General features: G+C 49.7%; 10 protein-coding genes. 1 reads left to right on the top strand and 9 read right to left on the bottom strand.

What is annotated here, in order from left to right; translation table 11 throughout:
* Positions 1–6 precede the first annotated feature (6 nt).
* From HPY28_RS09925 to gmd, 8 genes are all read right to left on the bottom strand, one after another.
* Positions 7–942: an ABC transporter permease gene (locus HPY28_RS09925; protein ID WP_039960745.1), complete on the bottom strand. Its 936-nt coding sequence runs from the start codon at positions 940–942 to the stop codon at positions 7–9.
* 9 nt (positions 943–951) lie between these two features.
* Positions 952–1,884, bottom strand: a complete 933-nt coding sequence (locus HPY28_RS09920; RefSeq protein WP_017247474.1) for an ABC transporter permease — start codon at positions 1,882–1,884, stop codon at positions 952–954.
* A 15-nt stretch (positions 1,885–1,899) separates the two neighbouring features.
* Complete coding sequence (gene pepV, locus HPY28_RS09915; protein WP_174230504.1) at positions 1,900–3,333, bottom strand: dipeptidase PepV; 1,434 nt, start codon at positions 3,331–3,333, stop codon at positions 1,900–1,902.
* Positions 3,330–5,405 (bottom strand): sigma-54 interaction domain-containing protein, encoded by a 2,076-nt coding sequence (locus HPY28_RS09910; RefSeq protein ID WP_173622427.1) that lies wholly within the window; start codon positions 5,403–5,405, stop codon positions 3,330–3,332. Before HPY28_RS09910 ends, pepV begins: the two co-directional genes overlap by 4 nt.
* Positions 5,406–5,480: 75 nt before the next feature.
* Complete coding sequence (locus tag HPY28_RS09905; RefSeq protein ID WP_174230503.1) at positions 5,481–7,145, bottom strand: peptide ABC transporter substrate-binding protein; 1,665 nt, start codon at positions 7,143–7,145, stop codon at positions 5,481–5,483.
* Between the two features lie 81 nt (positions 7,146–7,226).
* Entirely contained in the window at positions 7,227–8,252 is a 1,026-nt protein-coding gene (locus HPY28_RS09900; RefSeq protein ID WP_174230502.1) for an asparaginase, read from the bottom strand.
* Between the two features lie 356 nt (positions 8,253–8,608).
* Positions 8,609–11,077 carry a BMQ_0737 family morphogenetic spore coat protein gene (locus tag HPY28_RS30825; RefSeq protein WP_174230501.1) on the bottom strand — a complete coding sequence of 823 codons (2,469 nt, stop codon included), beginning with the start codon at positions 11,075–11,077 and terminating at the stop codon, positions 8,609–8,611.
* 153 nt (positions 11,078–11,230) lie between these two features.
* Positions 11,231–12,199, bottom strand: a complete 969-nt coding sequence (gmd, locus tag HPY28_RS09890; protein WP_017247466.1) for a GDP-mannose 4,6-dehydratase — start codon at positions 12,197–12,199, stop codon at positions 11,231–11,233.
* A 229-nt stretch (positions 12,200–12,428) separates the two neighbouring features.
* Between gmd and HPY28_RS09885 the strand changes: the two genes are divergently transcribed.
* Complete coding sequence (locus HPY28_RS09885) at positions 12,429–13,223, top strand: glycosyltransferase family 2 protein (protein WP_174230500.1); 795 nt, start codon at positions 12,429–12,431, stop codon at positions 13,221–13,223.
* Between the two features lies 1 nt (position 13,224).
* Here the strand turns inward: HPY28_RS09885 and glf are convergent, their stop codons facing one another.
* Positions 13,225–14,346, bottom strand: coding sequence for a UDP-galactopyranose mutase (gene glf, locus HPY28_RS09880; protein WP_174226514.1), 1,122 nt, complete (start codon positions 14,344–14,346; stop codon positions 13,225–13,227).
* Positions 14,347–14,443: the final 97 nt, after the last annotated feature.

Below are 14,443 nucleotides of genomic sequence, written 5' to 3'. Positions count from 1 at the left end.
TCGTCTCTAATCGCGTAGACGTGGATCAAGTGCATCCTGCAAACCGTCACCGAATACGTTGAAGGCGAACATCGTCAGCGAGATCATCAATGCCGGGAAAAAAAGTCGCCACCAATCACCCGTTAAAATAACGCCCAAGCCATCGTTTGTCATCGTCCCCCAACTGGCGACGGGAGCTTGTACACCGAGTCCAAGAAAGCTGAGAAAAGATTCCGCAAAAATCGCCGATGGAATCGTAAAGGTCAAATTGACGATAATGACGCCAAATGTGTTGGGAATCAGATGCTTTAGCAAAATTCGTGAAAACTTCGCTCCCAGTACTTGGGCAGCCAGAATGAACTCTTGATTTTTCAATTGCAGGATTTGTCCGCGCACCAACCTCGCCATGCCGACCCAACCAGTAGCAGACAGAGCAATAATAATCGTCAGCATTCCCGGTTCCATCACGACCATGAGCAAAATGACGACCAGCAAATACGGCAACCCATACAAAACCTCGATAATACGCATGATGATCGTATCGATTCGATCCCCTCGTTTGCCTCGCCCTGCCATATAGCCTGCAATTCCCCCGACTGTCACTCCGATGACCAGGTCGATCAATGCTGCGACAATGCCAATCGTCAAAGAAATCCTCGCCCCGTACCACGTACGGGCAAACATGTCACGTCCCAGCTCATCCGTACCGAACCAATGCTCCGCAGAGATCTCCTGATTTTTGGTCAGCAAGCTCTGGTCGGAATAACTATACGGCACGAGATTCGGTCCAATAATCGCCATGCCAACCAAAGCGAGAATAATGAACAGGCCAAGCATAGCCAGCTTGTTTTTCAGCAGCTTCCGAATAACCTGCTGCCCATTGCTGAGACTGGGTCGTGCAATGACATTCGCCTGCGTATTTTTCGCCAACGGGCGAAATAACGGGTCCACTTTGTGCTCCATCGCCACAGTTTATCTCTCCTTGTTGGTCAGCTTGATCCGGGGATCAATCAGGGTGTATGCGATATCAATCAGGAAAATGGTAAAAATCAGAATCGCACTGTAAAAAATAGTCGTACCCAAAATGACCGGATAGTCACGGTTGAAAATACCGTCTACGAAATACTTGCCAATGCCGGGAATCGCAAAGATTTTCTCCACGACAAAGGTCCCCGTTATCAAACTGGCAATCAAAGGTCCGAGAAAGGTGACAACAGGCAGAATCGCATTGCGAATTCCATGTCTGACGACGATGATAAACATGGGAATACCCTTTGCTTCTGCTGTTCGAATGTAGTTCTGGTTCATGACTTCAATCATGCTGGCACGCATGTAGCGGGTAATGACCGCAACTGGACCAAAGGCGAGCGCCAGTGAAGGCAGTATTGTATGCAGCCAGGTCCCCCATGTCGCAACGGGAAAGAGCGGCAGCTTGATCGCGAAAAAATTGATCAGAAGCGGTGCCATAATGAAGCTCGGGATCGCTACCCCCAACACAGCAAGCGCCATGGCAACGTAGTCCAGCCATTTGTTGCGATTGAGTGCTGCGATGATGCCCAACGAAATTCCGAAAAGGAGTGCAATCCCGATCGCTTGCGCACCCAACCACGCAGATGCACCAAAGCCATCGGAAATCATGTCATTGACTCCACGAGAGTCTGATTTGATGGATGGGCCCAGGTCGAGCATTAACAGATTTTTCAGATATAAGACATATTGAACAGGCAACGGCTCGTCCAAGTTGTATTTGGCACGTAAATTATTGAGAATTTGCTCTGGCAGCTGATCCGACTCGGAGGCAAACGGGTTCCCCGGAATGGCATGCATCAAGGCAAACGTCATCGTCACGATAATCCACAGGGTGACGAACATCATCAAAATACGTTTTACCAGATAGTTTGACATGGAAGTCCTCCTCGTTTACTTAGCCAGCTCGTAAATGGCATGCGCGTAAATCGCCATGGCACACAGCAGGTCGTCAATCTCGGCATATTCATCAGTCAGATGGGCCATGGATTCCTTGCCTGGAAAGAGCGGGCCGAAAGCAACACCATACGGCATGATTTTGGCATAAGTTGCTCCTCCTGAGGAAAGAAGGGTCGCTGGCTCTCCCGTGTGCTCCTCGTACACCCGCGACAAGGTTTGGATCACAGGATGATCTTTTGGTACATAATGCGACTTGGATGTTCGCAAATCGGCAATCGTCCAATCCAGCTCTGCCGTCCTTTGCTTCAATTTCTCAACGTATTCCTCACAGGAAACAGTCGCTGGATAACGGATATTGAGCCGAACGGTCCCCCCTTCGCTGGAATCGTAACGCAAAATTCCCGCGTTGACCGTCAGCTTGCCTGACACTTCATCCTCGCAAGCCATATGTAGATGGTGAGCAAAATAATCTTCATGCAGGACGTCAGACAACATCGTAAGAAAGGACAAGCAGGAGCCACCAAACGGGTACGAGCGCAAAAAAGTAGCCAACAAGGTTCCCGCATTCACGCCCTGGAATGGCGCCATCCCATGAGCCGGCTTTCCTGCGAGCGTGAATTGCAATTGTCCCAGCCCTACCAGTTCCATACGACCAGTTGTGTGGTTTTCATTCAGAAACATTTCCCATTCTTCCGCCAATCGAGAAAGGACGACCTCCTGCCGTGCCTGAGAGTCCAGTCGTACAAGAGCGATTGCTTTTTCGGGAACACTGTTGCCTTGATCACCGGAGACAAATGACGCTAATTGCCATGCTCCATTTCGTTCGATTGGTTCGATCACTGGAATCGTCAATGTCGGGTTGATCTGTCCCTTCTCGGCATGTGTCATCGGGAAGGAGGAATCTGGTGAAAAGCCAATCGGCGGGATGCGATCATACTCGGCAAAATGCTTCATGCACAGCCAGCCGCTCTCTTCATCTGTTCCGATGATCATTCGCACACGTTTTGTCAGTGGCAAACCTGAATCCTTGACCAGCTTCAACGCATAGTACGCAGCCATCGCTGGGCCTTTGTCATCAATCGCTCCACGCGCATAGATGCGACCGTCGCGAATGCTCGGTTCAAAAGGCGGGGTCGTCCAACCTTCTCCCACAGTGACCACATCGATATGAACGAGCACACCGATCTCTTCTTCCCCCTCGCCGAACTCGATTGTCCCTGCGAAACCATCCAGGTTTTTGATCTGGAAGCCATCCAGCTCACCGCGAGCGAGCATTGTTTCAAGCGCCGCGGCAACACCTTCGCCAAATGGCTTTCCTTCTTTTGCAGTCATCATATCTTCGATGCTGTTAATGGAAAGAAAGGATTTCAAATCATCCAGGTACTGCTCTCTTTGCAGAAGCGCTTGCTGCCGCCAGTAATCGCTCATATGCGTTCCCCTGCTTTCATCTGATGTAGATAGGCAAGAAACGATTCACCTTTTGAGGAAATCTGACTCCCTTGTCTTCCTTTTCCCACTTGAATCAGCTCATCTTGCTGCAAAAGCTTCAGGCGATAGCGCAGCTGTTGCAAGGTAACCGAGTGGCCTCTTTCTTGTAACTGTGCAAGTAGCGTATAGCGTCCACCGCTGCCTTGCCCCAGCTCCTGCAAAATAGCCGTGATTTCATCCAGAAATCCTCGTTTTTTATATTCAGTGACGATGATTTCACATTCCTTGTTTAGACCATCTACAGGCAACGGCGCTTCCGGTATTTCCCGCAGAAACGGCAAATGATACGGATACGCTTCATCCTCGACGACGTGTGCTAAATACTCAATCACATTTTCGAGCTCGCGAATATTTCCAGGCCAATCGTACTCATGGAGCGCCCGCATGGCTTCATTGGTCAACGTAAACGGTGGGCGGCGTAAATCATAGGAATATTTCTTCATAAATTGATGGGCCAACCACGGGATATCCTCCCGTCTGTTTCGCAGCGGTGGCAAATGAATCGGCAAGATATTCAGACGATAATACAAATCAGCACGGAAGGCTCCTTCCGCAATCATCCGCTGCAAATCTTGATTCGTTGCTGCGATGACGCGAATATCTGTCGGGATGATCTTGCTGCCGCCTACGCGCATAATCTGGCGTTCTTGCAATACACGCAGCAGTCGGTTTTGAATAGCCGTGCTGGCATCTCCGATCTCATCAAGAAAAATGGTCCCTTTGTGGGCCAATTCAAACCAGCCGATATGTCCACCTTTGCGCGCTCCGGTAAAAGCCCCTTCTTCATAGCCGAACAGCTCGCTTTCCAAAAGAGATTCCGATATGGCAGCGAAGTTGACCCCGACAAACGGCTCTCTTCTGCGTGGCGAAGCGTTGTGGATAGCCTGGGCGAGCAATTCCTTCCCTGTCCCTGTCTCTCCCAACAACAGCACGGTGGAGTTGCTTCTTGCGATTTTGCGGGCAATCTGAATCACTTTTTGTACAGGCACGCTCTCCCCATAGAAATCATCAAATTGGTACTTGGCTACCAATCCTTTGCTGTAAAGGCGCATGCGATAATCGTGCTCCAGCTTTTCAATTTCTGCAGCCTGACGAAACAAAAGCAGACTCCCGAGAAAGCTTCCTTCCATGACGATGTGCATTTTGCGGAAAAAGTAGGTTTTGTTCGCCCAATCTACCAAAACATCTTTGTTCTCTTCACACTGCCGGATCAACTGATAAAAATTCGCAGGCAAGCAATTGGACGCCCGCTCACCGACGACTTCATTCCCTTCCAACTGCAACGTATCGATTGCTTTTTGATTGACAAAACGAATGTTTTCTTTTTCATCCATGGCAATCACCGCGTCCTCGATCCGATTGACGATGGCCTCCAAATATTTACTCAACAGATGCGCATGCTGAATTTCGTTGTTCAGCTCTTTGGTGATATCGACCAACGATTGCATGGCGCGTGCGGTCACCTTTTGAAAATTGCCGTTTTTAAAATGAGAGTAGATGGCAAGCCACGTAGATAAATCGATAATCCGATACCCGATATCGACAACTTTGCGAATATGCGGGGGGACATGCTCTGCCTCTCCTGGCGTTACAGCAATCTCGATGTCAGGTGGATAGTCAGCACCTGGATAGTAGGGATACAGTTCAAAATCCATCCCAGAGGCACGCAGCAATTCCACATTTTCTTCAGCAGTCTCTTTGGTGTCACTGACGAGAAGCACTTTCACGCCTTTCGGAATTTCCAGCATGCCGCGCAAATTATGGTATGGCAGCATTCGCTTGGCAATGATGATGCTGGATTCTTTTGGCACATACGTTTGTACAAGTGGGACAATGCTTTTGGTGGATACAATGACGAGGGCACCAGGCGTGATCGGGCGTAACGGAAGCTGGTCGACTCGCATCGCCTCGACATGGATATCATCGCCGATCCCCAATTCATGATACTGACTAACGACGGACTGTAGAAACTCATCCATTCTTGCAATAAATATGATCGATTTTTTGTCCATATCAGCCGCTCCAAGATGTAAAGTGAAGACAAGAACGTTTCGAATATTCGCTCTTGTCTTCGCTTATTTTACTTATTACTTATTGCCGATTTCTACCCATTTGTAGTCAATCGTACCAACTGGATGGCGAACGATGCCTTTTATGTTTGGCTGCTCCATAAATACTTTTGTCCCGAAATAGATAGGTACGAGTGGCATATCATCCATGAAAATTTTCTCCGCGTCATGCATGAGCTTGAAGCGCTCTGTTTCGTCGGCAGTGTTGCGAATCTTCTCTACCAGTGCGTCATACTCTTTGTTGCTGTAGTTGACACGGTTTCCAGGATGGTCAGTCACGAACAGCTCCAGGTAATTGACCGGGTCTCCGTAGTCAGCAGGGATCGTCGAGCGGGAGAATTGAAGACTGCGGGCACGCTGTTCAGCCAGGAATACTTTCCACTCTTTGTTTTCCAGCTTCACATCTACCCCGAGATTTTTCTTGTACATTTCCTGCAAAACTTGCGCGATGGCCTTGTGCGCATCACTGGTGTTATACGTCATGGTGACAGGCGGGAGGGTCGTCCACCCTTCTTCCTCCATCCCTTTTTTCAGCAGTGCTTTTGCTTGCTCTACATCGTTATCCTTGAAGAAATCCCCGCCCTTTGTGCGGAAATCCGCTCCGTCTGGCTCTGGGAAGCCTAATGGTACGTGAGCCATGGCAGGTGTCTGTTTCCCTTGCACGACATTGTCGATCAAGGTCTTGCGATCGATGGCCAGCGCAAATGCTTTCCGAATGTTGGCGTTAGTGAATGGAGGCATTGTGGTGTTCATGCGGTAGTAGTAGATGGATGCTTCCGTTTCTACCTTTGCTTCCCCAGAATCGATCAACTGTTTCTTCATATCATTGGGAACGGTCTGGATCATGTCGAGCTGACCTGTTTTGTACATTTGGAATTGCGTATTTTCATCGTTGACCATGACAAACTCGATTCCCGCATATTTGATCGAATCACGGTCCCAGTAGCCGTCGTTTTTCACCAGCTTCACTGATTGGTCATGAACCCAATCTTCCATTTTAAACGGTCCATTCGTCACGATGCTTGCAGCGCCTTCCGCCCATTTTGGATTGCTCTCCACGACTTTTTTATTCACCGGGAAGAAGGTCGGCTGCGTCAGAATGTGGAGGAAGTAACCTGTTGGCGCCTTCAGCTTTACCTCAAACGTCTTCTCGTCTACGGCTTTTACCTGTACGCCGTCTGCATTTCCTGTTCCTTTGTTGAACGCTTCTGCTCCATCAATGTAATAGGCGAGGAAAGCAGACGGGAATGCATTGTTCGGATCGACAATGCGTTTAAACGCAAACTCGAAATCCTGCGCTGTCACTGGTTCACCATTCGACCATTTGCTATCGCGCAGTGTAAAGGTATACGTTTTCCCATCCTCACTCACTGCCCATTTCTCGGCCATGGCTGCTTGCGGCTTGTGATCCTTGTCCAGACGAACCAAGCCTTCCATTGTGGCATTCAACACTTCGTTTGAAGTACTGTCAAAGCCTTTTGGTGGATCGAGCGAAGGTGGTTCCGTCTTCAGATTGAGCTTGAGTTTTCCAGCGACATTGGCTTGTCCACCTGTATCTGTGGACGCTTGACCTGCTGTACCTCCCCCTGCTGGTGGCGTTGCCGACTGACTACAACCGGTAATGGCAAGAACAGTGACAAGTGCAGCGGTACTAAGCAGCTTCCATCCTTTTCGAATGTTCATTGCATGTGACCCCCTTTTCTTTTTTAAACAACAATTAGCCTTTGTTGCTTTATGAATAAACGGCACTGCTGGGAATGCCATTTATACACGTAAAGAAAAATCTGTCTTGGTGAGAATAAAGGATGTCTCGATCCGTCCAACAACGTTACCACTCATGTTTGTAATGGGCGGGTTTGTATATTCCGCGAGCGTTTCCAAAGGACCGTCCATGCCGATTCCCAGTTGACGAAGCACTTCATTGACGACCGGATTGATCGCCCGTGGTCCTCCATCCTCAATTTTGATGGCAATGCCCCATCCTGTTTCTCTATCGCCCAGGCAGTACACGGACTCGGCGCCTGCCTTCCCTACGATACGACCGCCAAAGGCTGTCATGAGGTCTGTGCAATATCGATTCTCGCCTCCGACCATTTCGGGATGAGCGGTCATAGCATCCGTAATTCGCTGAACGGCTTTTCGTCGCTCGGTATTCTCGATCACCTCTGGTCTTGCCAGCTTGGCGAATGCCCACGCGTAATGAGCGAGCGGCAATTGATGGACGGGAACCCCACATCCATCTGTCCCGAGGTTGATTTTGTCTTTGGGGTAGCCTGTTATGTCTTCGACTACATCAAGAATCCGCTGTTGCACTGGATGCGTAGGCAAATGATAGGTAGTCACGTCCTCCCCCATATGTGTCGCGGTGGCAATCATGCCGGAGTGCTTACCGGAGCAATTCGAGAATACAGGTGTAAGCGGCTTGCCCTCTCGAATCAGCTGTTTGTAGCTCTCCTCATGACGTGGCACATGTGTCCCGCATTGCAATGTCGCTTCTGGCTGACCTGCTCGCGTAAGCATAGAGAGCGCACGTGCGCGATGGCGTGGCTCTCCACTATGAGAAGCACAACAGAGCGAAAGATCAGCCGGCTCAAAACCATACCGATCTGCCGTCCCCGTCTCGATTACTGGAATCGTCTGCAACGGCTTCATACTGGAGCGTGCATATGTAAGGCGATGGGGATCACCGTACAAATAGAGCAATGTCCCCTGCGAATCAACGACTGCGATATGTCCGAGATGTGAGCTCTCTACCTGTTCTCCCCGGTATACGTTGGCAACGACGTTCATAGCAAGTCTCCTTTGTGTACATAAGTTTGAATGTTTGTACTTTTCTAACTAAGCAAATAGTGTGCCAATAACTGAAACAAATACGCAACAGGTGGAGTTTGGCTATTTACCATAGAAAAAGAGCAACCCTTTCCCTAGAATGAACAAGAACAGGCTAACTCATTATCTGTAATAGGTTCACCTTAAAAAGCAACAGGGTGACATTTCCGTTTTTATTTCAAAACGGAGTACGATCAGAACACTGCCATAAGCCTATGAGCCACCGCGTTTAGCAGAAAGCTTTGCACGCTACGAAAAAAGAGACGTCCCCTATGAAACGTCCCCTTGGCTCGTGTTGTGATCCTACTTTGTCCCCCCTAATCCTGACTCGGGAAAATCGATTGGCATTGCCGAGGAAATACGAAAGAAGGGCAACGAAAAAAGGGCGTAGGAGTAGGAGCAGGGATGTTATTTGGACGCGGGGAACAAAATTTCCCCAGCACCTCCATTTTGACTTCCGCATGTACCTGAATCTCCTTGCAGATGATCACTTCCAATTCGACCCTTCCGCCAAGTAGAAAGTGTGCATTCGGCGTGCACTCAATACCTGTGATCCGGCAGGTTATATTGTTTTCGTCCAAAGGCTCAGGCAAGCATAGAATCACTTCATCGTCGAACGAAACGACAACCGGGAATTCGAACAAAAAGACTCCGTTCGCAAAGACGCGGAGTAGGACAGTTGCCTGAAAAACAAACTGTACCATACCTGCCAGAAAAGTCGTTTGATTGATTGTCATCTGCACTCTTCGAACGTTGACGATCCTGCAAGAAAAATCGGAGACACATTCCGTGTGTGAGCGTTGAAAGAGCGGAAATGGCGGAGGGACGACAGGCTCTATGCATTGAATAGAGATGTCCTGACCAGATTGTATGGCTTCATCAACCAACGGAAGGAATTCATCTGGGATGGATACCTTGCTCCGTTCCCGATTCGTAGAGACTACCCAGTCGTATACCTCTTGAACCATGATGCATCTAGCCTCCAAATTGTTCGGGATCGGAGGCGTGGCAGTTGGAAATACGTTCGTAACTGTAACAGTAAACGAACAGGAGCTCGTATTTCCAGCCGCATCCGTTGCCGTGCACGTCACCACTGTCATTCCCTGCGGAAACGCCATGGTCTCAACCACTTCCGCTACAGGTAAAGACGGGAAATTGTGAACGACGCCGGACGGACTGCAGGAAATCGAGACGATACCGCAGCTAGGACTTGTCGCTGTTACCGTGTACGTTACCATGCCGAAATCCACACCTGGATCCGTACTGGTGCTGATATCAGGGGGACATGTGATGGTCGGGGGTCCGACGAAAGGAAAACTGATGATGACCTGACCATTGCCAAGCCCAATCCTCGTCAAGTTAAGCTGATTGCTCCCCCCGTTGAATGAGCCACCTCCGCCACCGAGCCCAGCGACTAGAGGAAACAAGGGATCTAATCCGTTTCCGCCTCCGCCACCACTAAAGCCTCCACCACCTCCACCGCCACTAGCTCCGCCTCCGCCGCCTCCTCCAAAACCGCCAGTTCCGCCTCCACCATCAGGAGCTCCACCCGCGCCACCGGCATTGATCGCGGTTCCACCTCCGCCTCCACCTGGGGAGGAAGAACCATTTCCAACAATGCCTGCTCCACCGCCTCCTCCATCGTCTGGCGCTCCCGCACCACCACCTAACCCATTGATCCCTCCAGCTCCGCCAGGCGCTCCTGCCGTTCCGCTTGTGGTTAAAGCTGCATCCCTTCCAGGCAGTAAATTGGCTTCCCCGCCTCCGCCACCCGCTGCTACGAGCAGATTGGCGGCTGTCACCGGGTTTATAGTCCGCCATACAAATGTACCGCCACCGCCACTCTGACTATTTCCCATTCCACCAACCAAAACGGTCAATACTTCACCCGGCGTGACGGAAAAATCCCCCTGGATGAACGCTCCTCTGCCAAAATCAAGTGAACCTCCGCCTCTCGCCCCTACTGCCTGTATCGTCATAGAAGTAACACAAGGAGGGACGACGAAAGTCTGAAGCTCGCCCGTAAAATTGAGTGTAACAGCCGCAAACGTGATGACTACGATACCATCGCCTGTTCCCACACCGGAAACGTTTTTCTGATTGAGTCCGGCATTAAAGGAACCTCCGCCTCCACCTCCTCCGAATGATTCTACAAGGTTTGTACCACCTCCACCCCCACCGCCGCTGTATCCTCCACCGCCGCCGCCACCTGCGCTCCCTGCTCCGCCGCCGCCAAAACCCCCAGTACCTCCCCCGGCACCCCCAGCATTAATAGCCGTTCCTCCAACAGCACCCGTGGAGCCGTTGGCACCGTTTCCAACGATACCAGCTCCTCCAGCACCTCCACCCCCTAGTAATCCGCTGCCCCCTCCACCTCCGAGGCCATTCACTCCCCCTGCGCCACCTAATGCCTCATTACCAGCTTGACCTGATATACTGGACTCATTCGCATTGCGGCCTGTGGAGCCTTGGGTACCGCCACCTCCACCACCTGCTGCAATCAGAATGTTGGCGGCAGTAACGGGACTCGTCGTGCGCCAAACAAATGATCCGCCGCCTCCACCACCTGCCGTTAAGTCACCGCCACCACCTGCTCCGCCTACGAGGATAGACAATACCTCACCTGGTGTCACAGGAAAGTCGCCCTGAATATACGCCCCCCGCCCTCCAGTTGTGAGTCCGTCACCGCCTCGGGCACCTACCGCCCGGATCGTCAACGAGGTAACCGTTGGAGGGACGACAAAGGTTTGAATGGCGCCAGTAAAACCAACGTTCTGTGTAGGCATTGCCCACCATTCCTTTCCAAGCATGGTTATACACACATCATTGCCCATTCCTATATATATGTGTTGACTGTAGATGCGACATAGGCGAGAGAATAGAAAAAGACGTCCCATAGGCAGGACGCCTCGTCACTTGGTCATAGTCCTTTTGAAGCCCTATGCTTTTGCCACCCGCTGCATATCCGCTTCGACCATCATGTGAATCAACTCTTCCAGCTTTGTTTTCGGTGTCCAATCGAGCTCTCTTTTCGCTTTTTCCGGATTGCCCAACAAAATGTCCACTTCTGCTGGCCGATACAATTCCGGGTCGATCACGACGTAATCCAGGTAGTTCAACCCAACATAATCGAAGGCGATTTTGCACATCTCTTCCACCGTCGAAGTTTTGCCTGTCGCAATGACATAGTCATCCGGTTTATCCTGCTGGAGCATCAGCCACATCGCTTCCACGAAATCTCCGGCAAAGCCCCAATCCCGCTTCGCCTGAATATTCCCCATCCGCAGTTCCTTTTGCTTGTTCGCGGCAATTCTCGCTACAGCATGTGTCACTTTCCTCGTTACAAATTCCAGCCCCCGCAAAGGTGATTCATGATTGAATAAAATGCCGTTTGTGCTAAACATCTGAAAGCTTTCCCGATAGTTTTTGGTCATCCAGTAGCCAAACAGCTTGGAGACTGCATATGGGCTTCTTGGGTAAAAAGGCGTTTGCTCCGATTGCTGTGGCTCCTGGATTAATCCGTACAGCTCACTTGATGAAGCCTGATACATTTTGATTGCGGGGTCCGTTTCCCGAATCGCCTCCAGTACATGCAGGACACCCATTCCAGTTACTTGCGCGGTCAAAATAGGCTGCTCCCACGAAGAACCGACAAAGCTCTGCGCTCCTAAATGATACACTTCCGCTGGTTTACATGCCTTCAGTGCACGCGTCAACGACGACACATCCAATAGATCGCCATCCTTGTACTCTACGTGATCTGCGATGTTCAAATACTCCAGCCGCCACCTGTCCACCGTGCTACGGCGTGGTACCAGTCCTACCACATGGTACCCCTTCTCAAGCAAAAATTTTGCCAGGTAAGCGCCGTCCTGACCTGTGATTCCTGTAAGGAAAGCTGTTTTCATCCGCTACTACTCCCCTTCTTCAGGCTGTGCCGTAATATCATTCCGGTAAGTACCCTTGAGCATCTCTTAAGCTTATGCCGGACCATGTTCATACGTTCAGTTGTCAGGGTGAGGGTCAAGAATAAAAGTCCGTAATAAACTAATGAAAGCAAACCGTTGTCAATGATCAATAAGGAGGTAGGCAGGTGACAGATATTTTAAAATGACCAAAAGAGGGGGTTCGACCGCCATGTCGCTCATTACTGTCGTGATTCCAACCTATAATCGGGAAAAGTATCTTCCGACAGCCATCGAAAGTGTGTTGAACCAAACGCACAAGGAATGGAAGCTCCTCATTGTAGACGATGCCTCTACTGACCACACACCGACAATCGTAGAAAAGTACCTCAATGATCCCCGCATTCACTACGTGCTACTCCCTGAAAATTCAGGGATCGGCAAAACAATGGCGGCTGCTCTTGAACGGATTGACACGCCCTACTTTGTCTCACTTGATTCGGATGACTGGTTCGACGAAAAGACCTTGGAAATTTTGTTGGATGAAATGGAACGCCAGCCCGTAACCACGAACGTCGTGTTCTCCAACACCGTTTTTTGGAAGGAAGTGGGTGACACGCGAGAACTGTCCGAAATCATGCGGCCTCCGATCTATGAAGATAAGTATGATTACTTGGAAGCTCCGATGGTTTGGCCTCGTTTTTATCGGACACAGGCGGTTCGTGATGTCGGTGGATTTGAATGTGATGATCCGATGCAGGGAAGGTTTTCTCATGACAAGTACATGTTATTAAAATTGATAGGAACAGGTGATATTCACTGGGTCGATACGAACCTCTATCATTATTTGATTCACGAGAGCAACAATTCTCACACAAAAAACTGGCCGCAATGGGCAAAAGCAAGAAAGTACATCCTTACAAAAATCTTGAAACTGTGGGGCGACGAGTACGAGCCTGCCTTTGTTTACACACCCGAGGGATGGATCTATGTGAACGAGCTCATTCCGAAAGAAAAGCCTTCCTAAACTATTCTGTGACAATCTGCTTAAACAAGGTCAATGCCCGCGCCACTGCTTGATCCATGTTGTAGTATTGATAGTCCGCGAGTCTCCCGGCAAAAAGCACCTGATCGCGTATTTGCTCCGCCTCTTGTTTATAGAGGCTGTACCGTTGGCTGTTTTCCTTGCGAGGAATTGGATAATAAGGCTCGTTTTCGCCAGGTGAATACGGCTGTGGATAGACGAAGGATATGGTTGTGTGAGGAACGACTTGACCTGTGAGGTGCTTTTGTTCGAGGATTCTGGTGAAATCATACTCATTGGGGTAATTGACAGTCCCCACTTCTTGGTACCACTCCTTTTGATGCGTCTCAAAATGAAAGCGCAGGCTTCGATAAGGCAACTGTCCATGCTTATAGCCAAAAAAGGAATCGATCGGGCCTGTGTAAATCATACGTTTATACCTGATTTCATCCGCAATTTCTTGATAGTCCGTATTGAGAAGCACCTTTATATTCGGATGGTCGAGCATACGTTGAAACATTGTCGTAAAGCCATGCAACGGAATTCCTTGATACGTGTCCTGAAAATACCGATTGTCCCTGCTGACATACACAGGAACCCTTGCGGAAACAGACTGATCCAGCTCCTCCGGCTTCAAATCCCATTGTTTAATCGTATACCGATGAAATACTTTTTGATAAATGTAATCAGCCAAAAAACCTAGCTCTTCATGAGCACTATCCCGTAGCTTCAGAATCGGAATCTTCGCCCCGAATCCATATTGACGGATCAGTAAGCTCTCCAGTTTCTGCGCATATTGCGGGGAAAACAAAGCAGACAATGCATTCAGATTGAAAGGCAATGGTATTTTTATGCCATCGACATAGGCACGCACCTCATGGAAGTACGGCCGCCACTGCGTAAAACGCGACAAATAGTCCCAGACCAGCTTGGAATTCGTATGAAAGGTGTGCGAACCGTATTTGTGAATCAGTATCCCCTGCTCATCATAGCAATCATAGGCATTTCCTCCGATATGATTGCGCCCCTCTACCACCAACACTTTTTGATCAAGCCCGTTGGCAATCCGCTCTGCGAGTGTAGCACCCGTAAATCCAGCTCCGACTATCAGCCAATCCACCTTCATGTTAGACTCACATCCTCCAGTCTTAATCACATCCACTCACTCCCTCACCATTTCGTTAATACCCTAGTAAATGATGTCGTACTCTACACACGGGAGT

Source organism: Brevibacillus sp. HB1.2 (assembly GCF_013332495.1).
Classification (GTDB): domain Bacteria; phylum Bacillota; class Bacilli; order Brevibacillales; family Brevibacillaceae; genus Brevibacillus; species Brevibacillus porteri.
The sequence above is the reverse complement of the archived record's forward strand: the minus strand, read 5'-3'. Positions and strand labels throughout refer to the sequence as shown.